21 protein-coding genes and 4 tRNA genes are annotated in these 26,011 nt (G+C 44.8%); 7 read left to right on the top strand and 18 right to left on the bottom strand.

Annotated features, from left to right (window positions below):
- Positions 1 to 31 precede the first annotated feature (31 nt).
- From treR to treC, 3 genes are all read left to right on the top strand, one after another.
- Positions 32 to 979, top strand: coding sequence for a trehalose operon repressor TreR (gene treR, locus ACU01J_RS02115; protein ID WP_481084200.1), 948 nt, complete (start codon positions 32 to 34; stop codon positions 977 to 979).
- Between the two features lie 193 nt (positions 980 to 1,172).
- Positions 1,173 to 2,597, top strand: a complete 1,425-nt coding sequence (gene treB / locus ACU01J_RS02110; protein ID WP_481084199.1) for a PTS trehalose transporter subunit IIBC — start codon at positions 1,173 to 1,175, stop codon at positions 2,595 to 2,597.
- Between the two features lie 76 nt (positions 2,598 to 2,673).
- Complete coding sequence (gene treC / locus ACU01J_RS02105) at positions 2,674 to 4,356, top strand: alpha,alpha-phosphotrehalase (RefSeq protein ID WP_481084198.1); 1,683 nt, start codon at positions 2,674 to 2,676, stop codon at positions 4,354 to 4,356.
- A gap of 142 nt (positions 4,357 to 4,498) precedes the next feature.
- On the opposite strand, the gene ACU01J_RS02100 is transcribed toward treC, so the two are convergent.
- The 4 genes from ACU01J_RS02100 to ACU01J_RS02085 all read right to left on the bottom strand — a co-directional run bounded on the left by ACU01J_RS02100 (position 4,499) and on the right by ACU01J_RS02085 (position 5,202).
- A tRNA-Tyr gene (locus ACU01J_RS02100) sits at positions 4,499 to 4,583 on the bottom strand.
- Between the two features lie 122 nt (positions 4,584 to 4,705).
- A tRNA-Tyr gene (locus ACU01J_RS02095) sits at positions 4,706 to 4,790 on the bottom strand.
- Positions 4,791 to 4,912: 122 nt separating this feature from the next.
- Positions 4,913 to 4,997, bottom strand: a tRNA-Tyr gene (locus ACU01J_RS02090).
- A 120-nt stretch (positions 4,998 to 5,117) separates the two neighbouring features.
- Positions 5,118 to 5,202, bottom strand: a tRNA-Tyr gene (locus ACU01J_RS02085).
- A 267-nt stretch (positions 5,203 to 5,469) separates the two neighbouring features.
- Between ACU01J_RS02085 and ACU01J_RS02080 the strand changes: the two genes are divergently transcribed.
- Together ACU01J_RS02080 and vexH are read left to right on the top strand one after the other, a co-directional pair.
- On the top strand, positions 5,470 to 6,540 hold the full coding sequence (locus ACU01J_RS02080; protein ID WP_481084197.1) for an efflux RND transporter periplasmic adaptor subunit: 1,071 nt from the start codon (positions 5,470 to 5,472) through the stop codon (positions 6,538 to 6,540).
- Complete coding sequence (gene vexH / locus ACU01J_RS02075) at positions 6,540 to 9,662, top strand: vibriobactin export RND transporter permease subunit VexH (protein ID WP_481084196.1); 3,123 nt, start codon at positions 6,540 to 6,542, stop codon at positions 9,660 to 9,662. Before ACU01J_RS02080 ends, vexH begins: the two co-directional genes overlap by 1 nt.
- Positions 9,663 to 9,866: 204 nt before the next feature.
- Here the strand turns inward: vexH and ACU01J_RS02070 are convergent, their stop codons facing one another.
- Positions 9,867 to 10,466 carry a YitT family protein gene (locus ACU01J_RS02070; RefSeq protein WP_053441750.1) on the bottom strand — a complete coding sequence of 200 codons (600 nt, stop codon included), beginning with the start codon at positions 10,464 to 10,466 and terminating at the stop codon, positions 9,867 to 9,869.
- A 366-nt stretch (positions 10,467 to 10,832) separates the two neighbouring features.
- Between ACU01J_RS02070 and glyA the strand changes: the two genes are divergently transcribed.
- Positions 10,833 to 12,083, top strand: a complete 1,251-nt coding sequence (gene glyA / locus ACU01J_RS02065) for a serine hydroxymethyltransferase (RefSeq protein ID WP_004415170.1) — start codon at positions 10,833 to 10,835, stop codon at positions 12,081 to 12,083.
- Between the two features lie 205 nt (positions 12,084 to 12,288).
- Here glyA and ACU01J_RS02060 read toward each other — a convergent pair whose 3' ends face one another.
- From ACU01J_RS02060 to leuS, 13 genes are all read right to left on the bottom strand, one after another.
- Positions 12,289 to 12,615: a hypothetical protein gene (locus ACU01J_RS02060; RefSeq protein ID WP_481084195.1), complete on the bottom strand. Its 327-nt coding sequence runs from the start codon at positions 12,613 to 12,615 to the stop codon at positions 12,289 to 12,291.
- A gap of 132 nt (positions 12,616 to 12,747) precedes the next feature.
- Positions 12,748 to 13,713, bottom strand: coding sequence for a lipoyl synthase (lipA, locus tag ACU01J_RS02055; protein WP_004415165.1), 966 nt, complete (start codon positions 13,711 to 13,713; stop codon positions 12,748 to 12,750).
- Positions 13,714 to 13,742: 29 nt separating this feature from the next.
- Positions 13,743 to 14,390: a lipoyl(octanoyl) transferase LipB gene (lipB, locus tag ACU01J_RS02050; RefSeq protein WP_481084194.1), complete on the bottom strand. Its 648-nt coding sequence runs from the start codon at positions 14,388 to 14,390 to the stop codon at positions 13,743 to 13,745.
- 179 nt (positions 14,391 to 14,569) lie between these two features.
- Positions 14,570 to 14,848 carry a DUF493 family protein YbeD gene (ybeD, locus tag ACU01J_RS02045; RefSeq protein ID WP_481084193.1) on the bottom strand — a complete coding sequence of 93 codons (279 nt, stop codon included), beginning with the start codon at positions 14,846 to 14,848 and terminating at the stop codon, positions 14,570 to 14,572.
- 151 nt (positions 14,849 to 14,999) lie between these two features.
- Entirely contained in the window at positions 15,000 to 16,178 is a 1,179-nt protein-coding gene (locus ACU01J_RS02040) for a serine hydrolase (protein WP_481084192.1), read from the bottom strand.
- A gap of 89 nt (positions 16,179 to 16,267) precedes the next feature.
- Positions 16,268 to 17,050, bottom strand: a complete 783-nt coding sequence (locus tag ACU01J_RS02035) for a septal ring lytic transglycosylase RlpA family protein (RefSeq protein ID WP_481084191.1) — start codon at positions 17,048 to 17,050, stop codon at positions 16,268 to 16,270.
- Positions 17,051 to 18,172: a rod shape-determining protein RodA gene (rodA, locus tag ACU01J_RS02030; RefSeq protein ID WP_481084190.1), complete on the bottom strand. Its 1,122-nt coding sequence runs from the start codon at positions 18,170 to 18,172 to the stop codon at positions 17,051 to 17,053. It abuts the gene before it with no gap.
- Positions 18,162 to 20,060, bottom strand: coding sequence for a penicillin-binding protein 2 (mrdA, locus tag ACU01J_RS02025; protein WP_481084189.1), 1,899 nt, complete (start codon positions 20,058 to 20,060; stop codon positions 18,162 to 18,164). Before mrdA ends, rodA begins: the two co-directional genes overlap by 11 nt.
- A 6-nt stretch (positions 20,061 to 20,066) precedes the next feature.
- Positions 20,067 to 20,537 (bottom strand): 23S rRNA (pseudouridine(1915)-N(3))-methyltransferase RlmH, encoded by a 471-nt coding sequence (rlmH, locus tag ACU01J_RS02020; RefSeq protein ID WP_053441758.1) that lies wholly within the window; start codon positions 20,535 to 20,537, stop codon positions 20,067 to 20,069.
- A gap of 3 nt (positions 20,538 to 20,540) precedes the next feature.
- Complete coding sequence (rsfS, locus tag ACU01J_RS02015; RefSeq protein WP_053441759.1) at positions 20,541 to 20,858, bottom strand: ribosome silencing factor; 318 nt, start codon at positions 20,856 to 20,858, stop codon at positions 20,541 to 20,543.
- 72 nt (positions 20,859 to 20,930) lie between these two features.
- A complete protein-coding gene (gene holA, locus ACU01J_RS02010; RefSeq protein WP_481084188.1) occupies positions 20,931 to 21,944 on the bottom strand; it encodes a DNA polymerase III subunit delta in 1,014 nt (337 codons plus the stop codon).
- Positions 21,945 to 21,949: 5 nt separating this feature from the next.
- A complete protein-coding gene (locus tag ACU01J_RS02005) occupies positions 21,950 to 22,606 on the bottom strand; it encodes an LPS-assembly lipoprotein LptE (RefSeq protein ID WP_481084187.1) in 657 nt (218 codons plus the stop codon).
- Positions 22,607 to 22,769: 163 nt separating this feature from the next.
- Positions 22,770 to 25,358: a leucine--tRNA ligase gene (leuS, locus tag ACU01J_RS02000; RefSeq protein ID WP_481084186.1), complete on the bottom strand. Its 2,589-nt coding sequence runs from the start codon at positions 25,356 to 25,358 to the stop codon at positions 22,770 to 22,772.
- Between the two features lie 157 nt (positions 25,359 to 25,515).
- Between leuS and ACU01J_RS01995 the strand changes: the two genes are divergently transcribed.
- A complete protein-coding gene (locus ACU01J_RS01995) occupies positions 25,516 to 25,986 on the top strand; it encodes a zinc ribbon-containing protein (protein ID WP_481084185.1) in 471 nt (156 codons plus the stop codon).
- Positions 25,987 to 26,011: the final 25 nt, after the last annotated feature.

Here is a 26,011-nt window from a genome sequence, read left to right as displayed (position 1 = left end):
CATATCAGCACCCTAAGTATCTTAAACACCTATGAGCAAAAAACTAACCATTCTTGATATCGCCAAATTGTCTGGCGTTGGTAAATCGACCGTATCACGTGTGTTGACGAACGATCCCAAAGTAAAGCCCGCGACACGAGAAAAAGTCGAACGCGTGATTCAAGAATCCGGTTATGTGCCTTCTAAGTCTGCCCAGTCGATGCGTGGTGGCAGCCAAAAAGTGGTCGGGGTGATTATCTCTCGCTTAGACTCGCCATCTGAGAACAAAGCTGTCGGTAGTATGCTCAACACGCTTTATGCAGCAGGCTATGACGTGGTGATCATGGAAAGCCAATTCGACCGAGATAAGACCAATGATCACCTTGATGTGCTCAAGAAGCGTAATGTCGATGGTGTGATTGTGTTTGGTTTTAGTGATTTTGATATTGATAAGCTCTCCAGCTGGCAAAATCGTAGTGTTGTTATCGCCATGGATACTGATAAAGTTTCTTCGATTAACTACGATAATGCTCTAGTCATTACCAAAGCTCTGGAATACCTACAAGAAAAGGATGTCGACAATATCGGCTTTATTGGTGTCGATCCTAGTGATAAAACGACTGGTCAGTTACGTCTCAACGCTTACCTAAATTGGTGTCAGCGCCATTCGGTGGTGGCTCATTATCAAACTGGACAGCTCAACCACGAAAGTGCTTATTTGCTGGTGGATAATGTCTTGACCGAGCAGACTGAAGCGATTGTGTGTGCCAGTGATACCTTAGCCTTAGGCGTGATCAAGCGTTTGCAAGAGCTCAACCGAGAAGACGTGATAGTGACGGGCGTCGGTGGAAATGAGCTACTTTCATTTCTTTTCCCCAAAGTATTCAGCATAGACCCTGGCTATTCTTTAGCTGGTGAAAAAGCGGCTAACCTGTTGATCTCTCATATAAATGGCGAAAAAGAACAGGTTCATCTTACTCAGGAACCGCTCGCTCTATAAGCCATTATTTCTAAAGTGATTTAAAATTATACTGTGATCTTATTCAATTAATGGGACTGTTCCCATTTTAATTCAAAATTAGATCTGACAGTATAATAACCATCATTGGGAATGTTCCCAAAAATGTAAACCAAAGAATATCAAGTCAGTTTGAATTGAACAGAATGAGAATCCAATTAGGGTGGACATGGATATGAGTAAGATAGCGAAACAAGAAGTTGAGCGTCTAATTGAACTAGTCGGTGGACGTGACAATATCGCGAGCGTAAGTCACTGCCTAACTCGCCTTCGCTTTGTATTGAATGAGACAAGCAAAGCTGATGAGAAAGCGCTAGAAGCACTGCCTTTAGTTAAAGGCTGCTTTACTAACGCAGGTCAGTTTCAAGTTGTGATTGGTACTGAAGTTGATGAAGTATACAAGGTACTTATCGAGCTAGCTGGTAAGAGCGAGGCGTCAAAAGACGAAGCCAAACAAGCCGCTCGCCAGAACATGAACATCTTGGAACGCGGTATTTCCCATCTCGCTGAAATCTTTGTGCCGCTGCTTCCTGCCATCATTACAGGTGGTCTAATTCTTGGTTTCCGTAACGTGATTGGCGACATCAAAATGTTTGATGGTCAGTCGCTGACTGAAATTAGCCAATTTTGGGCAACAGTACATAGCTTCCTATGGTTGATTGGTGAAGCGATCTTCTTCTTCCTTCCTGTCGGTGTGTGTTGGTCTACGGTTAAGAAGCTTGGTGGCACGCCAATTCTTGGTATTACTTTAGGTATCACACTGGTATCGCCACAGTTGATGAACGCTTATTTGATTGGTAAGCAAGTTCCAGAAGTGTGGGACTTTGGCTTATTTGTGATTGAAAAAGTGGGTTATCAAGCTCAGGTCATTCCAGCGATGCTGGCTGGTGTCGCACTGGCGTTTATTGAAACCAACTTAAAGCGAATCGTTCCGTCGTACTTGTACTTAGTGGTTGTACCGTTTGTATCTATCATTGTTTCTGTTGTGCTAGCCCATTCACTAATCGGTCCTTTTGGTCGCGTATTAGGTGATGGTGTTGCATTTGCAGCCAAAGCAGCGATGACAGGTGATTTCGCTATGATTGGCTCAATGGTGTTTGGTTTTCTTTATGCGCCATTGGTGATTACTGGTATTCACCACACCACTAACGCGGTTGATCTGCAGCTAATGCAAGAACTTGGCGGCACCCCAATTTGGCCACTGATTGCATTGTCAAACATTGCGCAAGCATCAGCAGTTGTCGGTGTCATTCTCATTAGTAAAAAGCATGGCGAGCGTGATATTTCGGTACCAGCGGCTATCTCTGCTTACCTAGGTGTTACAGAGCCTGCTATGTATGGCATCAACTTGAAATACAAGTTTCCAATGCTAAGCGCGATGATTGGTAGTGCGATTGCTGCGGCAATTTGTGGTAGCGCAGGTGTGATGGCGAATGGTATCGGTGTTGGCGGTCTACCTGGCATTCTGTCAATTCAACCACAATTTTGGGGCATTTTCGCTATCGCTATGTTAGTCGCTATTGTTGTCCCTGTCGCATTGACTCTGTTCTTCTACAAACGTGCGCAAATGAAAGGTGAACTAGAGCCTGCTAACGCTTAATTACTCTTCCTAATTTGGAGCGGCGGTTTGCCGCTCCGTTTTCAACGATTTTTATTTTTGGTAAGTGAGTTTAGTCATGACAACGAAGGTTAATGATGCAAATTGGTGGAAAACAGCGTCTATCTACCAAATCTATCCAAAGAGTTTTTGTGATAGCGGCAGTAAAGGGACAGGGGACATTCAAGGCATAATCTCTAAGCTCGACTACCTCAAGCTCTTAGGGATTGACGCGATTTGGTTAACCCCAGTCTATCAATCACCGATGATTGACAATGGCTATGACATTTCGGATTACTATGCGATTAACCCAGACTTTGGCAGTATGGAAGATTTCGACCAACTGCTGTCTGAAGCACATCAGCGTGGTATTCGTATCATTATGGATATCGTGGTTAACCATACCTCTACCGAGCATCACTGGTTCCAATCGGCTTTGGCGGATAAGAATAGCCCTTATCGTGATTACTACATCTGGAAAGATCCGGTTGAAGGTCAAGCACCGAACAACTGGCAGTCAAAGTTTGGCGGCAGTGCTTGGGAACTTGATGAGAAAAGTGGTCAATACTTCCTGCATTTATTTGCTAAAGAGCAAGCGGATTTAAACTGGGAAAACCCAACCGTTCGCGCTGAAGTAAAAGAAGTGATCAGCTTTTGGGCAGAGAAGGGTGTCGATGGTTTCCGCTTAGATGTGATTAACCTTATCTCTAAACAGCAAGATTTCCCAAGTGATGATATTGGTGATGGTCGCCGCTTCTATACTGATGGCCCACGTGTGCATGGGTACTTACAAGAGATCAGCGAAGCGGTATTTCAAAAGTATGGCAGCGTGACGGTGGGAGAGATGTCTTCGACTACGCTAGAGCATTGCCAGCAGTATTCATCATTAGACAATAAAGAATTGTCGATGGTGTTTAACTTTCATCACCTAAAAGTGGATTACCCAAATGGTGAGAAGTGGACCAAAGCACCATTTGATTTCCTACAACTAAAACAGATTTTCAATCACTGGCAAACCGGCTTAAATGGCAAAGGCTGGGGGGCGTTATTTTGGTGTAACCACGATCAGCCACGCGTTGTGAGCCGCTTAGGTAATGATCAACAGTATCGAATTGAGTCAGCAAAAATGCTCGGTGCGTCAGTCCATATGATGCAAGGTACGCCATATATCTATCAAGGTGAAGAGATCGGCATGACCAACCCAGGCTACACCTCGATTGAGCAATATCGTGATGTTGAAAGTACCAATATGTACGACATCATGGTCAATCAGCAAGGTGTTAGCCATGACGAGATGATCGCGATCTTAGCGCAGAAATCTCGTGATAATTCTCGTACCCCGATGCAGTGGAACAGCGAAGCGTATGCTGGCTTTTCTAAAGGCCAACCATGGCTTGAGGTTGCGAGCAACTACCCAGACATTAATGCCGACAAAGCAGTCGCTGATGATGACTCAGTGTTCTACTTCTATCAGCAACTCATTAAGCTGCGTAAAGAGATTGAAGTGATCACCACAGGTAACTATGTGGATCTCTATCCACAACACAGTGCTATCTTTGGCTACCAACGTAAATCTGAAAATCAGACATTAATCTGTTTGAATAACTATTATGGTGAAGAAGCAGAGTGTGTATTACCTGACGATTTTGATTGTGGTAACGCTGAGTACGCTTTAGCTAACTATGATCTTCAGGCTGATAGAGTGTCACAGCACCAGGTTTTGAGACCATACGAAACTCGAATTATCCTTTTGAATAACTAACGCCCCCTGTTAGTTATCGCCTCGGCCTTTGGTTGGGGCTTTTTTATATCTGGAGATTATTGGATGAGTAATGTGGATGAGGGAGTATTTGTGGATGTCAGAAACGAAAAAAGCCAACTCAGTGAGTTGGCTTTCTTGAATATGGTGGAGGGGGACGGATTCGAACCATCGAAGGCAGTGCCAGCAGATTTACAGTCTGATCCCTTTGGCCACTCGGGAACCCCTCCAGGGTGTTTTCTATTCTTTTTACGGAATAGCTTAATTAATGTTTTCCCAACACGTTAATCAAGTGTTTCTTATAACTTATCTACAAAGGCTATTTACCTTGAAGAAAGTATAAGAAGAAATATGGTGGAGGGGGACGGATTCGAACCATCGAAGGCAGTGCCAGCAGATTTACAGTCTGATCCCTTTGGCCACTCGGGAACCCCTCCAGGGTGTTTTCTATTCTTTTTACGGAATAGCTTAATTAATGTTTTCCCAACACGTTAATCAAGTGTTTCTTATAACTTATCTACAAAGGCTATTTACCTTGAAGAAAGTATAAGAAGAAATATGGTGGAGGGGGACGGATTCGAACCATCGAAGGCAGTGCCAGCAGATTTACAGTCTGATCCCTTTGGCCACTCGGGAACCCCTCCAGGGTGTTTTCTATTCTTTTTACGGAATAGCTTAATTAATGTTTTCCCAACACGTTAATCAAGTGTTTCTCACAACTTATCAAAAGGTTGTTCACCTAAAGAAAGTCACAAGAAGAAATATGGTGGAGGGGGACGGATTCGAACCATCGAAGGCAGTGCCAGCAGATTTACAGTCTGATCCCTTTGGCCACTCGGGAACCCCTCCAGGGTGTTTTATACTTAGACAATGATTTCCCAACACATTGCTCAAGTGCGGAGCGAATCATAGCAAACTCGCTCAAGCTGTAAAGCGTTTTCTTAGAATTTTGAATTGAATGGTGCCTTTTTGGGCAAAGGTGGCAGTAATTGACCATAAAGCTTAAACAATCAACGGTTTTACTTACACATTATTTCGCGCTCTTTACATTACTTGACGTTTAAATTGAGTATAAAGGGATACAATACGGGTAATTACTCTATACAGAACTTCGCTATGAAAAATAAAATTGTTTTGAGTTTGCTGTCGTTGTCTATTATTGCAGCAGTACCAACAGCTTACGCTAAAAGGCAAGGGCCATCTTCAGTGACGGTTGTGACCGAACAAGTGCAGACACATGAAGTATCTCAGTCGCTTGAATTAGTCGGAAAACTCGATGCCGAGCAATCGGTGGCCATTTCTCCTGAGGTCACAGGTAAAGTTGACGTTATCGCGGTTAAAGCCAATCAAGTGGTGCGTAAAGGTCAGCTTTTAGTTCAGTTAAATGATGATAAAGCGCGTGCAGCGGTCACAGAAGCTACTGCCTATTTAAAAGACGAGCAACGTAAGCTCAAAGAGTTTCAGCGTTTAGTGAAGCGCAATGCGATAACTCAGACCGAGATTGATGCTCAACAAGCTAGCGTTGATATTGCGAAAGCTCGTCTTGATGCTGCCAATGCTAATCTGAAAGAACTTCATATTAGTGCGCCTTTCGATGGTACGGTAGGCTTTATTGACTTTAGTCGCGGGAAAATGGTTAGTGCAGGTGCAGAACTTCTCAATTTAGATAACCTTTCCGTTATGCAGCTCGACCTCCAAGTACCAGAGCGATACCTCTCTCTGTTATCGCAAGGTATGAAAGTAAAAGCAACGACGGCTGCATGGCCTAGTAAACAGTTCGAAGGTGAAGTGGTAGGCATAGACTCACGCATTAACTCTGAAACTTTAAACTTGCGTGTACGTATCCACTTCGCTAATGCCGAGCAATATTTAAAACCGGGCATGCTAGTGTCTGCTGATATGGATTTTCCTGCCATCGAAGCGCCAATCATCCCCGTTCAAGCATTAGAGTATTCAGGCACTAAGCGTTTTGTTTATGTGGTCGGTGAAGACAGCAAAGTCCAGCGTACTGAAGTCACTTTAGGTGCGCGAATCGATAACCTCGTTGTGATTGAACAAGGATTAGAGATTGGTGAAAAGATTGTCGTACAAGGCATCGTAAATATGCGCGATGGCATTGCCGTGACTGAGCTAGGCAGCGATGCTCGTCCGAAAGTAGCGAATAAGAGCCAAGAAGGGGCGAACTAATGCTGTTATCTGACGTTTCTGTAAAGAGACCCGTTGCCGCTGTCGTCCTTAGCTTATTGCTGTGTGTGTTCGGTATTGTTTCTTTTAACAAGTTAGCGGTTCGTGAAATGCCAGACATTGAAAGTCCGGTTGTTTCGATCAGCACGCGCTACGAAGGTGCTTCCGCGACCATCATTGAAAGCCAAATCACTTCCAACCTTGAAGACCAGTTGTCGGGGATAAGTGGTATTGATGAAATTTCGTCAACCACGCGTAATGGTATGTCTCGTATTACCATCACCTTTGACCTAGGCTATGATCTCAATACAGGTGTGAGCGATATACGTGATGCAGTTGCTCGTGCGCAGCGCTCGCTGCCTGATGAAGCTGATGATCCGATCGTATTTAAAAACAACGGCTCAGGTGAGGCTTCACTCTATATCAACCTTAGTTCGTCTGAAATGGACCGAACTCAGCTGACAGACTATGCCGAGCGCGTATTGATGGACCGTTTCAGTTTGATTTCAGGGGTGAGTTCAGTCGATGTTTCTGGTGGTTTGTACAAAGTCATGTACGTAAAACTTAAACCAGAGCAGATGGCTGGCCGTGGAGTGACTACATCAGATATTACGTCAGCACTGCGCAGTGAAAACATCGAAAGCCCTGGTGGTGAGGTGCGCAACGACCAAATCGTTATGTCAGTTCGCACTGCACGTAGCTACAATAAGACGCAAGACTTTGAGTATTTGGTCGTTAAACGTGCGAGTGATAATTCACCAATTTACCTACGTGACGTAGCGGAGGTATACATTGGCGCAGAGAACGAAAACTCAACCTTTAAAAGTGATGGTGTAGTGAATGTCAGTATGGGTATTGTGCCTCAATCGGACGCAAACCCATTAGAAGTCGCCAAATTAGTTCATAAGCAAGTTGAAGACATTCAGCAGTTCTTGCCTGATGGTACTCGCCTTGCGATTGACTATGACTCGACAGTCTTCATTGAACGTTCCATCACTGAGGTGTATAGCACACTATTTATTACTGGTGGTCTTGTTGTACTGGTCTTGTACATCTTTATTGGTCAAGCGCGTGCAACCTTAATCCCTGCAGTGACGGTACCTGTATCACTTATATCTTCTTTCATTGCCGCTTATTACTTTGGCTTTTCGATTAATTTGATCACTTTGATGGCTCTTATCTTGTCGATTGGTCTGGTAGTTGATGATGCGATTGTTGTAGTTGAAAACATCTTCCATCACATCGAAAGGGGTGAAAAACCACTGCTTGCCGCTTATAAAGGAACGAGAGAAGTCGGCTTTGCGGTCATTGCTACAACGCTAGTACTGGTGATGGTTTTCCTACCTATTTCATTTATGGATGGCATGGTTGGTCTGCTATTTACTGAGTTCTCAGTGTTACTCGCGATGTCAGTGATCTTCTCATCACTGATTGCTCTGACACTGACACCTGTTCTTGGCAGCAAACTGCTTAAAGCGAATGTAAAACCAAGCCGCTTCAATATGTTCATTGATCGTATGTTTGGCCGTTTAGAGTCGGGCTACCGAAAGGCCCTCAAGGGGGCACTGAAATGGAAGTGGGCAGCTCCGCTTATCATTCTCTCTTGTATTGGTGGCAGTTGGGGGCTAATGCAGCAAGTACCAGCTCAGTTAACACCCTCTGAAGACCGCGGTGTAATTTTTGCCTTTGTGCGTGGTGCCGATGCAACTAGCTATAACCGTATGTCAGCGAATATGGACATTGTCGAAGAGCGTCTAATGCCATTGCTTGGCCAAGGTTTCTTAAAGTCCTTCAGTATCCAATCACCGGCATTTGGCGGTAATGCTGGGGATCAGACCGGCTTTGTAATCATGATTCTGGATGACTGGAATGACCGTGATGTCACAGCGCAGCAAGCGTTAGGGCAAGTACGTAAAGCGTTAGCGGGTATTCCAGATGTGCGAGTGTTCCCATTCATGCCAGGTTTCCGTGGTGGTTCGAGCGAACCTGTTCAGTTTGTACTTGGTGGTTCTGACTACCCTGAACTCAAAGCATGGGCAGAGAAGTTGGAGCGGTTAGCGGAAGAGTCGCCGTTTATGGAAGGCGCAGATATTAACTACTCTGAGAAAACTCCTGAGCTGGTTGTTTCTGTCGATAAACAGCGCGCGGCTGAGCTAGGCATCAGTGTCCAAGATATTTCTGAAACGCTTGAGATTATGCTCGGTGGTAAGAGTGAAACGACCTTTGTTGAGCGCGGTGAAGAGTATGACGTTTATTTACGTGGTGATGAGAACAGCTTCAACAACGCTTCTGACTTAAGCCAAATCTATATGCGCACTGCTTCCGGAGAGTTGGTGACGCTCGATGCGGTAACTAAGATTGAAGAAGTTGCGTCATCAATCCGCCTTTCACACTACAACAAGCAAAAAGCAATTACTGTAACGGCAAATTTGTCGGACGGTTATACGCTTGGTGAGGCATTAGATTACCTTGATCAGCAAGCAATTGAGCTTCTCCCTGGCGATATCTCGGTAAGTTACTCTGGCGAGTCTAAAGACTACAAAGAGAACCAATCGAGTATTCTGATTGTATTCGCGCTCGCATTGCTGGTGGCCTACTTAGTACTGGCTGCTCAGTTTGAAAGCTTTATTAACCCATTGGTCGTGATGTTTACGGTTCCTATGGGGGTATTTGGTGGCTTCCTAGGTTTGTTCTTGATGAATCAGGGCCTCAATATCTATAGCCAGATTGGCATGATCATGCTGATTGGTATGGTAACCAAGAATGGTATTTTGATTGTCGAGTTTGCTAACCAACTGCGTGACCGTGGTATCGAGTTTGAAAAAGCGATTGTCGATGCGTCTGCCCGTCGTCTTCGCCCAATTATGATGACAGCGTTTACTACATTGGCAGGTGCGATTCCGTTGATTATGTCGACAGGTGCCGGTTATGAAAGCCGAGTTGCTGTCGGTACGGTAATCTTCTTCGGTATGGCCTTTGCGACCTTGGTGACCTTGTTTGTTATCCCTGCGATGTATCGTTTGATTTCAGCATCTACTCAATCACCGGGTCATGTCGAAGCCGAGCTAAACAAAGAGCTTAGTCATGATGTGAAGGCTCGTGCCTCACACGGAGACCTTAATTAAGCAGGCGGGAACAGGCTTTGCTCTAGGAAACTGTCATTCCATAGAGCGACGAAGGAGCGAGTAGGGAATCTCATCGAGTATTTGATTTGCTTTAAGAGATCCCCAACTCGTTCATCCCTCACTATTGAGGATGACGAATTTATTTACTCAAACTAAAGAGGGTTGACGTTTTCGCGTCAACCCTCTTTTTTGTTCTGCTCTTTGTTAGCCGTAATTTACACTATAGCGGGTCGGCTTATGGTTCATCGCTAGCACTAGGTTTAGAGCGATAGCACCAAGGATAGATAGACCAATCACTTCAGGCGAAACGAAGAAGAATGAAGCAACCAAGATAACAAAGTCGATCGCGAGTTGAGATTTGCCCACCGAAATTCCAAACTTGTCCTGAATGAATAGACATAAGACATTGAAACCGCCCAAGCTTGAACGGTGGCGGAATAGGATCAACATACCTAAGCCCATCAGTAATCCACCTGCTACGGCACAATAAACGGCGTTGATGCTGTCTAAACTGATGACTAAATAAAGGTGATCAGCAAAGATTGACACTAAAGCGCCTGAAATTGCACTGTTAAAAGCAAAGCGAGAACCAAAGCGTTTCCATGCTAAAAGGTAAAAAGGGCAGTTAGCAGCAAAATAAAGCACACCAAAAGAGAGAGGTACGAATTGACTCGCCAATAGAGCTAAGCCTGTGGTACCACCCGTCAGTAGCGACGCTGATTGTAAAAAGAAGACGCCCTGAGCAACTAAGAAGGTGCCAGTTAAAATTGCGATCCAATCTTCTTTTCTTGAGTGTTTTTCCATCAATTTGAAATTTAACTAGTAAATAATGGCGAGCATACTATTTAAAAATGAAGGATTTCGGTAGCTTGAGAGCGAAATTTGAGGTAAACCTATGTAATTATCGTTTTACGGAGTGTAAAGGACGAAATTGACACTTTGCTAAGTAAACACTTGGTGAAAAGGTCATCATGATATTCTTCGTAAAGCATTATGAAAAAACTGCATGAGAAAAAATGAATTTTTCTCTTTATGACCTAGATCAAATTATGTAAAATGCGCGTCATTAGCTTAATGCAAACGTTTGCGTCAGGTGAGAAACGTCGGTATTGAGGTCAAAAATCAGTTTTTTTGCAATTTTTAAGTCTTAATCTGAGTCAGGAGATACAGATGCTAAAGCGTGATATGAACATCGCAGATTACGATGCGGAACTGTTCGCAGCAATCCAAGAAGAAACTCTTCGCCAGGAAGAACACATTGAACTTATCGCTTCTGAAAACTACACCAGCCCACGTGTAATGGAAGCTCAAGGTTCTCAGCTAACAAACAAGTACGCTGAAGGTTACCCAGGCAAGCGCTACTACGGTGGTTGTGAGTACGTTGACAAAGCAGAAGCTCTGGCTATCGACCGTGCATGTCAGCTATTTGGTTGTGAGTACGCCAACGTACAGCCACATTCTGGTTCTCAAGCTAACAGCGCTGTTTACATGGCACTACTGAACCCAGGCGATACGGTTCTAGGTATGAGCCTAGCGCACGGTGGTCACCTGACTCACGGCTCTCCAGTAAACTTCTCTGGTAAGCACTACAACGTTATCCCTTACGGTATCGACGAAGCAGGCCAAATCAACTACGACGAGATGGAACAACTTGCGCTTGAGCACAAGCCGAAGATGATCATCGGCGGTTTCTCTGCATACTCGCAAATCGTTGATTGGGCTCGCATGCGTGAAATCGCAGACAAAGCAGGCGCTTGGCTATTTGTTGATATGGCTCACGTAGCGGGTCTAATCGCTGCTGGCGAATACCCAACACCAGTACCACATGCTCACGTTGTAACGACAACGACTCACAAAACGCTAGCAGGTCCACGTGGTGGTCTTATCCTGTCTAATGCGGGTGAAGAGATGTACAAAAAGCTGAACTCAGCGGTATTCCCTGGTGGTCAAGGTGGTCCTCTTATGCACGTTATTGCTGGTAAAGCAGTAGCGTTCAAAGAAGCAATGGAACCTGAATTCAAAGCTTACCAAGCTCGCGTAGTTAAAAATGCAAAAGCGATGGTTGCTCAGTTCCAAGAGCGCGGTTACAAAATCGTTTCTAACGGTACTGAAAACCACCTTTTCCTAGTTGACCTAATCGACAAAGACATCACAGGTAAAGATGCAGATGCAGCACTAGGTGCAGCAAACATCACGGTAAATAAGAACTCAGTACCGAACGACCCACGTAGCCCATTCGTTACGTCTGGTATCCGTGTAGGTTCTCCAGCAATTACTCGTCGCGGTTTCACTGAAGAAGATGCGAAAGAGCTAGCGAACTGGATGTGTGACGTGCTAGATAACATCGGCAACGAGGAAGTTATCGAAGCAACGAAAGCAAAAGTGCTCGATATCTGTAAGCGTCTACCTGTTTACGCGTAATTTTTCTGCCTGAATGGTTCTATTTCTGCGTCAAAGGTGCTCATTTACTATCGTAAACTCCGCGCCTTTTCCTTGAACTAGAAACCATTCAGTTGAAAATGAATTGAAGCCTCATCATTTGATGGGGCTTTTTTAAATTCTGAGATTCAGTCATTCCATAGAGCGACGAAGGAGCGAGTAGGGAATCTCGAAACTCGAAACTCGTTTACTTAGGCAGGCTGATTAATGTGCCTGACTTACACTTAAATGAATAGTACTTACTGCTTTCACTAAACTTACCTAAACCTTCACCATCACAGTAGTCGAAGTTAATATCACGCATTGTTGCTAGCGTTTCTTCGCTGTTGAGGGAGAACTTAGAGCCATCGGCACAAACAATGCGTACACGCTCATCATCACTAACTGAATAAAGAGAAACATCGGTATTACAAAGCTCAAAAGAGGCTTCACGAAAGTTGTCTTGCTTTGTATTTGAAGCGCAGCCAGCAGTAAGTGTCGCCAGCGCAATTGCGACTAATCCTAATCTCTTCATAATAAATCCTTAGGTGATTTTATCTTGTGCTTATAACTAGTTAGGTAAGCCTATATAAGAGTAGTTGTTCATTCAATAGAAATTAAAAAAGGCTGACATATTTAGCCAGCCTTTTATTCGTTTAATAAACGTTTAGCTTACTTCTACACCTTGCGCTTGAAGGTCAGCGTGGTAAGAAGAACGTACGAATGGGCCACAAGCTGCATGAGTAAAGCCTAGCTCAAGTGCGATCTCTTTAAGCTCATCAAACTCAGAAGGCGGAACATAACGCTCTACTGGTAAGTGGTGACGGCTCGGAGCTAAGTACTGGCCTAGTGTCAGCATGGTAACACCATGTTCGCGAAGGTCTTTCAGAACTTGGATGATCTCTTCTTTTGTTTCGCCAAGACCCATCATAACACCAGACTTTGTTGGGATATCAGGGTGCTGTTCTTTGAATTTCTGTAGCAGTTGTAGTGACCACTTGTAGTTCGCCCCTGGGCGAGCCTTACGGTATAGGCGCGGTGCCGTCTCTAGGTTGTGGTTAAATACATCTGGTGGATTGTCTTTCATTAGATCCAACGCAACATCCATACGGCCACGGAAGTCAGGGACAAGAGTTTCAATTCTAATGTTCGGGTTAAGAGCACGGATCTCGCGGTTACAATCAGCAAAGTGTTGCGCGCCGCCATCGCGTAGGTCGTCACGGTCAACTGACGTAATAACGACATACTTAAGCTTCATATCTTGGATGGTTTTAGCTAGTTTTTTCGGTTCATCCGCTTCAGGAGTAAGAGGGCGGCCATGGGCAACGTCACAGAATGGGCAGCGGCGAGTACAAATTGCACCAAGGATCATAAACGTAGCGGTACCGTGGTTAAAACATTCCGCTAGGTTTGGACATGAAGCCTCTTCACAAACAGAGTGGAGGTTATTTTTACGCATAGCCGACTTAATGTCTTGGATACGTTGGCTGTCCGCTGGGAGCTTGATCTTCATCCATTCAGGTTTACGAAGAACTTCTTTTTGCTCTGTTGGCATGTTCTTTACTGGAATCAGTGCCATTTTGTCAGCGTCGCGGTATTTAACGCCTTTTTCCATTTGGATTGGTTTACTCATGCTTCTCTTACTTCTCGTTACTGTTTGTCTTATTGGCTGGCTAATGTTGTGGATTCAACGTGGTCATAACCGAGTAGAGCCACCAGTTCTTCGACTAGCTTGTGTTCGACCTCGATGATGTCATTTGGACCACCAAGCTGACTCACTTGAACCATTTCCATTCCAGCATAACCACAAGGATTGATGCGGTGGAATGGTGATAAGTCCATATTTACATTTAATGCTAAACCATGGAACGAACATCCTTTACGGATTCGCAAACCTAAGGAACAGATTTTTTTGCCATCTACATAAACACCCGGTGCATCTGGGCGTGCTGCAGAGTCGATATTGTATGTCTTTAGCGTGTTAATTACGAGATTCTCGATATGCGTGACGAGATCTCGTACACCAATTTTTTTTCGACGAAGGTTTATCAGGAAATATGCGACTAGCTGACCTGGCCCATGGTAAGTCACTTGACCACCGCGGTCACTTTGTACCACTGGAATATCACCAGGGTTTAGTAAGTGTTCTGCTTTACCTGCTTGTCCTTGAGTGAAAACGGGGTTGTGTTCAACGAGCCAAACCTCATCGGCGGTTTCATCCGTTCTGTTATCGGTGAAGTCATGCATTGCGCGCCAAATTGGCTCGTAATCTTGTCTGCCGAGATGTTTCACCACAAGCTTGTTTTGCATTCCGCTGTTCCATCGTCGATTAATAAAGTAAACGGATTATAAACTGCTTCTGGCTATCGAACTATATGCCAGTAACACATTTTTAACCCTAGAGTTTCTGTAGGATATTTATCTATTTGATATCTAAAAAGAAAGCAGCTTTCGCTGCTTTCAAAATAATTTGATAGATTAAAATTAAATTATAGGACCATGCGTACGATGTCGATCTCACCCAATTCTTTGTATAGGGTCTCAACCTGGTCGATTGAAGTAGCAGTGATGTTCACTGACACCGAGTGATAATTACCCTTAGCGCTTGGCTTAACTGTTGGGCTGTAATCACCTGGAGCATGGCGTTGGATCACTTCTAAAACCTTCTCTGGCAGTTCAGGCTTTGCGTAGCCCATAACCTTGTAAGTAAAAGAACAAGGGAACTCAAGCAGGTCTTTCAGTTTAGCGTCTGAGTTAATGTTCAGCATGTTGGAACTCCAAGTTGAAAGTCGTTGTTTGTAGCGCGGAATAGTAATGCCTATCGAAAAGGATCTCAAGGTATCGTGATTCGCGGCTGACTGTTATCAATACAATTAAAAAAGCCGCACTAGGCGGCTTCTTATCAGCTATATCCCGAAATTACAGGAAGCTTTTAAACAGCATTACAATGTAATCCCATAGGCGGCTAAATAGGCTGCCTTGCTCTACGTCTTCTAGTGCTAGAAGTGGGTACTCTGCAATATCTTCACCTTCTAGTTGATAGTATAGCTTACCAACTACATCTCCCTTCTTAATTGGGGCTTCTAACTCTTTTTCAAGTACAAAGCTAGCCGTTAGGTTTTTCGCTTGGCCACGAGGTAGTGTTACGTAGGTATCTTGGTCAAGACCCAGAGCAACAGTATCTTTGTTACCCATCCAGATCTTTTCTTTTACAAAGGTTTCGCCTGCTTTATGCGGAGCCACTGTTTCGAAGAAGCGGAAGCCGTAGCTAAGTAGCTTTTTGCTTTCAGACTTACGAGCATTCGCATTCTTTGTGCCCATTACAACCGCAACTAAGCGCATTTGCCCTTCAGTTGCTGAGCTCACTAAGTTGAAGCCTGCACCACTGGTGTGGCCTGTTTTAATACCATCAACGTTCATGCTCTTATCCCAAAGTAAACCGTTACGGTTGTACTGGGTGATGCCGTTATAGGTGAATTTCTTTTGTGAGTATATGCGGTACTCATCGGGTACATCACGTATCAGGGCTCTGCCAAGTAGAGCCATATCGTAAGGTGTAGAGAACAAGTCAGGGTTATCTAAACCGTGCACGTTTGCAAAGTGACTGTTTTTCATGCCAATAGAGTCAGCCCATGCATTCATAAGATCGACGAACGCGTCCTCAGAACCTGCGATATGTTCAGCCATCGCAACACAAGCATCGTTACCTGATTGAATGATAATGCCGTGGTTTAGGTCGTCCACTTTTACCGTTGTGCCGACCTCAATGAACATCTTTGATGAGTCAGGGAAGTTCTTTGCCCAAGCGTTTTTACTGACCGTTACCTCATCTTGGGGTGAAATGTTGCCACGTTTTATCTCTTGGCCAATCACGTAACTGGTCATCATTTTGGTAAGACTTGCAGGAGAAAGTTTGGTGTTCATTTCTTTCTCTGCCAAAACTTTACCAGAATGGAAGTCCATAAGAACGTAACCTTTCGCAGCGATTTGCGGAGCGTCAGGAACAACCATTGGTGAAGCGAAAACAGACGCTGCGAAAGTTGCAGAAAGCGCAATTGATGACACTAACGCTGATTTTAATAGTGATGTATTTTTCATAGTAACTACAGGTTTATCTAAAACTGTCCATATCTTAACAGAATCAATCACTCAAGCCAGTGTAGTAATTAAGTACACTGGATTGAGGACTAGTGGGATTTTATGAAAGCGCTGGTATAACCCAGCTCTTTTACTTGCTCTAGTGCTTTTTGGGTCAGCATATAGTCGTTAAACGGACCTAAAAACACACGGTGAATATCGTTAGTAGAGTTTACATAGCTCTTCACCGATAGCTTTTGACTCAAGTCTTGCGCTAAAGTTTCAACGCGATCTTGATGTTTTGATGAAGCCACTTGTACAACGAACATTGGCAGAGCTTCTTGTTTGTGTGCTTGGGTAGGCTTATCGACGGAGATGACTTCAATTGCTACGTTAGCGGTTCCGGTGCGGATGATATCAAGCTTCAATGCTGCAGCGTAGCTCAAATCAATAATGCGACCAGGATGGAAAGGACCACGATCGTTAATTCGAACCACAGTGGTTTTTCCATTGTCCTTATTGGTGACTTTAACATAGCTAGGGATTGGTAGCTCTTTATGCGCTGCTGTCATCGAGTACATGTCATAGATTTCACCGTTGGATGTTAAATGACCATGAAACTTCTTACCGTACCAAGATGCCAGACCCTCTTGCTTAAACCCTTTAGGATCTTTGATGATGGTATAGCTCTCACCACGCAGAGTATAATTGCTGTTGCCACCTAAACTATAAGGTTCATATTGCGGTGTTGCATCTTCTATATGGTCAACACTGATCGGTGCATCAGGGGCAATATCATCATCAATCGAATAACGCTTTGATGGGGATGAAGAACACCCAGCCAGCACAAAGCTAGCCAGAAGTGTAGGGAGCAGTAGCTGCTTGTTTATCATTTATATTGCCTTAGAGAATGCTTTTCTGTGGGTATGAATTGACATTAGAATGCCAAAGCCGGCCATTAGGGTAACCATTGATGTACCGCCATAACTGATAAGAGGTAGAGGAACACCAACTACCGGTAAGATGCCGCTTACCATGCCAATATTTACGAACACATAGACGAAGAAGCTCAATACGATACTTCCTGCCATCATTCGGCCAAAAGCGGTTTGCGCTTTACTCGCTAATACTAAACCTCGGCCAATGATAAATAAATACAGGCTGAGTAGCAGTAAGATGCCTATCAGTCCCCATTCTTCAGCGATTACCGCGAAGATAAAGTCAGTATGTCGCTCAGGTAAGAACTCAAGCTGAGATTGGGTGCCTTGCAGCCAGCCTTTGCCAGAGATACCACCGGAACCAATCGCGATTTTACTTTGAATAATGTGATAGCCAGCGCCAAGCGGATCGGACTCTGGGTTGAACAGGGTTCTTACCCTGACTTTTTGATACTCACGCATCAAGAAGAACCATAGGATTGGTAGAAATGCACCTAGACCGCACGCTGCGGCAAAGATGATCTTCCAGCTAATGCCGGCAAGGAAAATAACAAAGATACCTGAAGCTGCGATAAGGATTGAGGTGCCTAAGTCAGGCTGCTTAGCGATCAAGATGGTTGGTACAAACACCATGACGAGTGACATCACGAGAGTTTGAAATGTCGGTGGTAGTGGGCGCTTACCAATATAGCGAGCGATCATCAGTGGAACCGCCAGCTTTAATAGTTCCGACGGCTGAAAGCGGATAAAACCTAAATTCAGCCAACGCTGCGCACCTTTGGAGGCTTCACCAAAGAAAAGTACCCCAAGCAGTAACACAACACCGCTAACAAACATCAGTGGTGCTAAGGCTTCATAAGTACGTGGAGGGATTTGCGCTAAAAGCAGCATTATACCAAGCGACAGGCCCATGCGCATCGCTTGACGATCCATCATCGCCAGACTTTGTCCGCTCGCACTGTACATCACCACGAGACCAAAGCCCATTAATGCAAGAATGCCAAGCAGCAATGGTAAGTCTATATGGAAGCGCTCAAATAGAGCGCGATTTTGGCCTGTTGACGGATCAAGATCCATTATGTTCAGTCTCTTTATTTTCTATTAATACATGATCAAACACTTTGCGCACAACGGGGCCACCATGGGTTGATCCTCCTCCCGCATTTTCGAGCACTACGGTAACTATGATTTTTGGATCTTCTAATGGCGCAAAGCCAGTAAATAACGCATGATCTCGTAAATGTTCAGCGACTTCATCTGCGTTATATTTTTCATCTTCGGCCAGGCCAAATACTTGTGCCGTCCCTGATTTGCCTGCACTGATATATTCCGTATTGTAGAAAGCTCTGCGAGCTGTTCCTTTTTTGCCATAGTTAACAAGTCGCATTCCTTCGATGGCAATATCCCAAAATTTCTCATTTACCCCTTCAATTGGAGGGTGAGTATAAGTTTCAAGACCTGACAACTCTCGCTTTTCGAATCGCTCACCGTTGATAATCGTTGCGCGTAAAAGGTGAGGGGCAATGCGTTTACCGTTATTCACTAATACAGAAGTCGCTTTGGCGATTTGCATTGGAGTTGCGGTCCAATAGCCCTGTCCGATGCCCACAGGGATAGTATCACCTTGATACCAAGGTACACGGTGACGAGCCATCTTCCAGCTACGAGTTGGCATATTCGCCTTACTCTCTTCGTGAATATCAATGCCAGTATAATCACCAAAACCAAACATCATCATCCAGCGAGAAATTCGGTCAATACCCATGTCATAAGCGATTTGATAGAAGAAAGTATCTACTGACTCTTCAATCGCTTTAACAATATTAACCTTACCGTGTCCCCATGCTAACCAGTCACGAAATGGACGCGTTTTTGAATTTGGAATTTTCCAGTAACCAGGGTCATTGCGAGTGGTATAGGGTGTGATTACCCCTTCTTGTAGTGCCGCCACTGCCATAAATGGTTTTATGGTTGATGCAGGAGGATAGATCCCTAGTGTTGCTCGGTTAACTAAAGGACGATTTTTGTCATTGAGTAATGCTCGATACGCTGTGCCCGAAATGCCATGTACAAATGGGTTTGGATCATAGCTAGGGCTCGATACCATGGCCAGAACGCCGTTATCATGAGGGTCTAAAACCACTGCACTACCACGGCGTCCATCAAGTAACTTATGAATATAGAGCTGTAATTCAATATCAAGATTAAGAACAATGTCTTTTCCTGGCACCGGTGGTACATACTTTAAAGTGCGAATAACACGTCCACGGCTATTAACTTCGACTTCTTGATAACCTGCTGTACCGTGCAAAAGGTCTTCATAGTAGCGCTCAATACCCAGCTTACCGATGTCACGAGTGGCTTGGTAGTTGGCGTCTTTTTCTTCTCGGATAAGTCTCTGCATATCACGATCATTGATTCGTGATACGTAGCCAACCACGTGCGTGAGAACCTCTCCATAAGGGTAGTGACGCTTTAAAGCTGCGTTTACCGACACGCCGGGGAATTTGTATTGATTAACTGAAAACTTTGCAGCCTGATCTTGAGTAAGCTGAGTCAGAATAGGAACTGACTTAAAGCGACGTGTTTGACGACGCTCTTTCTTAAAACGCTCAACTTGTTCAGGGGTAATCTCTAGGATTTGTTGTAGACGTTGGATGGTGTCATCCATGTCTTTGACTTTTTCAGGTGTGATTTCAAGACTGAACACCGGACGGTTTTCAGCTAATAGATTGCCGTTGCGATCGTAAATCAAACCACGGTTTGGTGCGATAGGAACGACTTTGATTCGATTATCGTTAGAGCGAGTTTTGTAATCTTGATATTGGTTGATCTGGATATGGTATAAGTTGGTAACCAGAAGCCCCATCATAGTAACGATACCAATGAAAGCGACAATAGCGCGACTCTTGAATAGTCGCGCTTCCTCATGGTAATCCCTTATCTGGGTACGCTTTCGTAACATCTATTGTTATTCTCGGTGATACGGGTGGTTAGCGGTAATGCTCCACGCTCGGTATAAACTTTCTGCCATGACAATACGCACTAAAGGGTGCGGTAAAGTGAGTGCTGATAGCGACCAGCTTTGGTCTGCAGCTGCTTTACAAGCAGGAGCTAGACCTTCGGGCCCCCCGATAAGGATAGATACATCACGTCCGTCCAGCTTCCAGCTCTCTAGCTGCTCGGCTAGTTGCGGTGTATCCCACTTTTTACCAGGGATGTCGAGAGTAACAATTCGATTGCCTTTTGGCACTGCAGCCAGCATTGCCTCGCCTTCTTTTTGCAGAATCCTTGCAATATCGGCATTTTTCCCGCGTTTTCCGGCTGGAATTTCGACAAGTTCTAATGGCATATCATGAGGGAAGCGGCGTTTGTATTCTTGAAAACCCTCTTCCACCCATTTGGGCATTTTTGTACCAACGGCAATCAACTGTATCTTCATCGATTAGCCCCAAAGCTTCTCTAGTTGGTAAAGCTCACGTTGCTCTTCTTGCATTACGTGAATAATGGTTGTACCCATGTCTACAACAACCCATTCACCTTCTGCTTCACCATCAATGCCAAGAGGTTCTAAGCCGGCCATTTTTGATTCTTTTGCAACGTGCTCAGCGATAGAAGCGACGTGACGTTTCGACGTACCAGTACATACGATCATAAAATCGGTAATGCTTGATTTACCCTGAACATCAATGGTTTTGATGTCTTGGGCTTTCATGTCATCTACTTTGTCGACTAGGAAGTTATTTAACTCTTCAAGTTGCAAGGTGTTGTCCTCGTTGATGTTGCGCTGTTGTAGCGGGTTTCTATTTTGCGGCGGCGAAGTATATCACGCTTTTTATAGCTTCACTTGCGGCAGGCAAATCTCGGCACTCAATTGGTGAAGTAATGGCCAGCTTGATTGATCGTACTGGGTTTTTACCAGTAATTCTATTTTGGTCAATAGTTGCAGCAATTGAATTAATTTGCTCGCTTGTAATCGATGGAGCGCCGCTGAATAGAGTGGGCGCTTTGATTGCCAAATACGATAACTCTCAAAAACTTGCCCAATTGGCTTTATCTGAATCTGGTTCGCCATATTCAGCAGTTGGGTCAGCTCTTTTTGCACCGTGCGGATCAAAATGACACTTTCTACACCTTCCGCTTCAAGTTGGCGGAGTATTCTTTGTGAGCGTTTTGCTTTACCAGCAAGTAGGGCATCAATCCAGTGAAAAGCGGTAAAGTGGTTATGGCGACTTAGTGACTCTTCCAGTCTGACTAGGTTTAATATGCCATCTGGATATTGCAACGCTAGCTTCTCAAGGCTCTGGGTCAATGCGAATAGGTTACCCTCATGCCACTGAGCGAGCATTTGCACGGCTTCCTGATCAGGCTTTAGGCTTAATGCGCGGCAACGAGCTTGAACAAACTGGGGTAACCTTTGTATATCAGGGGTTAAACAGTTCACCCAGCAACCATTATTTGCCAGTGCTTTAAACCATTTTGCATTCTCTTGAGCTTTGGTCAGCTTACTGCCAATCAAGACAAAGATAATATCGCTATGCAGCATCTCTGATACGGCAAGCAGTTCTTTGGCAATGCCAGCGTTAACGCCAGACTCAGGTAGTTCGAGTTCGATGATTTGCTGAGCTGAGAATAGACTCATTGCTTGGCAGCAGTCGTAAACGGCATTCCAATCAAATGAGCTATCGATGGCGAAACGATGGCGTTCTGCAAAACCTTGCGCAAAGGCGGCTTTTTGAATGGCTTGGCGAGACTCTTGAATGAGTAAAGGTTCACTGCCAAAGATGAGGTAAGTAGGGTGGAGCTGCTTATTTAGCTGCTCCACTAAACGATCGGCGAAAACTCGCATAATAATTACTGATTCACTGATGTTTCAGAAGTTGTTTGGCCTTGAGCGTCTTCAGTGTAGAAGGTTTTTACTCGGTATTGCTCTTCTTCCGCTTTCAGTTGGGTGCCTTGTTCTTGTTCTTGCTCAAGCAGTTCATTGGCTTCAATGTCGGCTCTTAGTCGGCCCATTTGACGAATGATTTGAGTCGCGGCAAGTTTACGCATTTCATCTTCGATCATGTCACGCTCAACCGATTTCGCTAGCGCTGTTAACGGGTTATCTAGGTAGATACGCGTTACGCTGGTTGAGAAAGTTTTGGTTCCAAGGTCTGGAATCGTCACACGGTAAGAAGTGCGGAATGTCAGTTCTTTTTCCGCTGCACGCGTGTTTTGGTAAAGCGAAAGTGTACGCTCACCAACGCCTTCACTGATAAGGTGTAGATTAGGAACGTTCTCTGCTGGTGGAACCACTTCGATCTCACTCATACGTAGCTGACCCTTCATCATACGAGTAAAGGTACTGTATTGGTCGTAACTGGTTAGAGACATTGTTTCTAGCTCTTCTGGTACAGAGTAATCACCGCGAAGATGGAAACCACAAGCCGATAGAAGGCTTGCCATTAGAACAACACTAGTAAGCTTGATTGATGATTTGGTAATCAGGCGTGATGCGCTATGAAACATGGGTATAGGGCTCTCGATTATTGGAATACTTATCTTACGATTCTATGACTCATAGTTTGAGGCTAAAACCTTAAGATAAATAAAGCAGGGTGACTCTTTAAGAGTTACCCTGCTTATGACTTATTTAAAAGCGATTAGTTCGCACTTTTCGCTACAGCCGTTCTTAGTTAGCCACGATGTTTAGAAGTTTACCCGGTACGTAGATAACCTTACGTACGGTTTTACCTTCTGTGAACTTAGTTACGTTCTCATCGTTTAGACCTAGCGCTTCAATATCTTCTTTCGAGATATCTGCTGGTACTGTTAGCTTCGCACGTAGCTTGCCGTTAACCTGAATGATGATCAGCTTCTCGTCTTCAATAAGTGCTTTTTCATCGTGTGTTGGCCATGCTGCGTTGTCGATATCAACTAAGTTTTCAGAACCTTGACCAATACCCGCCCACATTTCGTAAGAGATGTGCGGAGTGATTGGGTAAAGCATTACTACAACCGCTTTTAGTGCTTCATCAAGGATTGCACGATCTTGTACAGACTCTTGAGGTGCTTTCGCTAGCTTATTCATTAGTTCCATGATCGCAGCGATTGCTGTGTTGAACGTTTGACGGCGAGCAACATCGTCAGTCACTTTTGCGATAGTTTTGTGAACGTCACGGCGAAGTGCTTTCTGGTCGCTAGATAGTGCAGATGCATCAACAGCTTCTGCCGCGCCTTTTGAAGCGTGCTCGTTAACTAGCTTCCACACACGTTTCAGGAAGCGGTTTGCACCTTCAACGCCAGACTCTTGCCACTCAAGTGTCATGTCAGCAGGTGATGCAAACATCATGAATAGACGTACTGTGTCAGCACCGTACTTATCTACCATCTCTTGTGGGTCGATACCGTTGTTCTTCGACTTAGACATTTTGATCATGCCTGAGTGTGTTACGTCGCGGCCTTCGTTGTCTTTTGCCGAAGTGATGCGGCCTTTACCGTCACGCTCAACAGCAACGTCAGTTGGTGCAACCCACTCTTTACCGCCTTTGTCGTTCTCGAAGTAGAACGCATCCGCTAGAACCATGCCTTGACATAGAAGCTGCTTGAACGGCTCGTCAGACGTTACGTAACCAGCGTCGCGTAGTAATTTATGGAAGAAGCGAGAGTACAGTAGGTGCATACAAGCGTGCTCGATACCACCGATGTACTGGTCTACTGGCAGCCAATAGTTCGCTTTTTCTGGATCTAGAATGTCATCAGCTTGTGGTGAACAGTAACGCGCGTAGTACCAAGAAGACTCCATGAACGTATCGAACGTATCAGTTTCACGTAGAGCAGGTTCGCCGTTGAAGGTTGTCTTCGCCCATTCTTTGTCTGCTTTGATTGGGCTAGTTACGCCGTCCATTACTACGTCTTCAGGAAGAATTACTGGTAGTTGGTCTGCTGGTACTGGGTGAACTTCACCATCTTCAGTTGTTACCATTGGGATTGGCGCACCCCAGTAACGTTGACGAGATACACCCCAGTCACGTAGACGGAAGTTTACTGTCTTAGTACCTTTGCCTTCTGCTTCTAACTTCGCTGCGATTGCATCAAATGCCGCTTGGAATTCAAGACCGTCGAACTCACCTGAATCGAACAGTACACCTTTCTCTGTGTACGCTTCTTCAGCAATGTTTAGCTCGCTGCCGTCAGCTGGCTTGATTACCGGGATGATATCCAGACCGTACTTAGTTGCGAACTCGAAATCACGTTGGTCGTGTGCAGGTACTGCCATTACGGCGCCTGTACCGTAGTCCATTAGTACGAAGTTAGCTACGTAAACTGGCACTTCACGACCGTTCAATGGGTGAATAGCAGTAAGGCCAGTCGCCATACCTTTCTTCTCCATGGTCGCAAGCTCAGCTTCCGCTACTTTGTTGTTCTTACACTCGTCGATGAAGGCTGCAAGCTCAGGATTGTTCTCTGCTGCTACTGCTGCTAGAGGGTGACCTGCTGCGATACCCACGTAAGTCACACCCATTAGTGTGTCTGGACGTGTTGTGTAAACTTCGAGGTCTTGTTGACCCTTAACTTCAAACTTAAGCTCAACACCTTCAGAGCGACCAATCCAGTTGCGCTGCATGGTTTTAACCATTTCAGGCCAACCGTCTAGGTTATCTAGATCGTCTAGTAGCTCTTGAGCGTATTCTGTGATCTTGATAAACCACTGTGGAATTTCTTTTTGCTCTACAGGCGTGTCACAACGCCAGCAACAGCCATCTTCAACCTGTTCGTTTGCTAGAACAGTTTGGTCGTTTGGACACCAGTTAACAGAAGATGTCTTCTTGTAAACTAGGCCTTTATTGTAAAGCTTAGTGAAAAACTCTTGTTCCCAACGGTAGTACTCAGGGGTACAAGTTGCGAATTCACGGTTCCAGTCGTAACCAAAGCCTAGAAGCTTAAGTTGGTTCTTCATGTACTCAATGTTTTCGTAAGTCCATGGCGCAGGCGCTGTGTTGTTTTTCACCGCTGCGTTTTCTGCAGGAAGACCAAACGCATCCCAACCGATTGGTTGCATTACGTTTTTGCCTTGCAGGCGTTGGAAACGAGAGACTACATCACCGATAGTGTAGTTACGCACGTGGCCCATGTGCAGTCGGCCACTTGGGTAAGGGAACATTGATAGACAGTAGAATTTTTCTTTATTTGGGTCTTCACTTACAACAAAGGTCTTGTTGTTGTCCCAGTGCTGTTGAACTTTCTGTTCAATATCTTGCGGGTTGTATTGTTCTTGCATCGATGATGTCCGGTTATCTTGGAATTTGTGAGTTCGGTTAGAACAGACTTAAATAGATCGTCATAGAATACCTAAAGGAACGAGGTACAACAATAGCTATCCCCGTCATACTGCTATTTAGGGGAGCACATGGATTGAAATCTTGAGGAGGTTCGCTATGCCAAAACGCAAAGCTGGTTATGAAGAGATGCTAGATGACGTGGTTGAAACGCTCAAACATAGCCCTGATGAAGTGAACCACGTCATTGAAACGTCGGGGAAAGTGGCTCAAGCCGCGAATGACCTGACTAAAGATGAGATGGCGCTGGTTTCAGCCTACGTTAAGTCAGACTTAAAAGAGTTCGCAGACAGCTATGAAGACTCTAAAGGCGGCCCATTCTACCTGATGGTTGCTGACTCTATTTGGCAAGGTTTGCTCGATATCACTGACCGAACCAAAGTGGAATGGGTAGAGCTGTTTCAAGACTTAGAGCATCAAGGTCTGTACCAAGTTGGTGAAGTGATTGGTTTGGGGCATTTGGTCTGTGATGAGTGTGGGCATAAAACTCAGTACAACCACCCAACAGTTATCATCCCATGTACCAAGTGTGGCTGTAAGGGATTCAGTCGTCAGCCATTGAAGCCATAGAGAAAAAGAAGGGTTGATGTTTTCA

The organism is Vibrio sp. 2433-A1, assembly GCF_056726085.1.
Note: the sequence above shows the minus strand (reverse complement) of the source record. Positions and strands in the feature narration are given on the sequence as shown.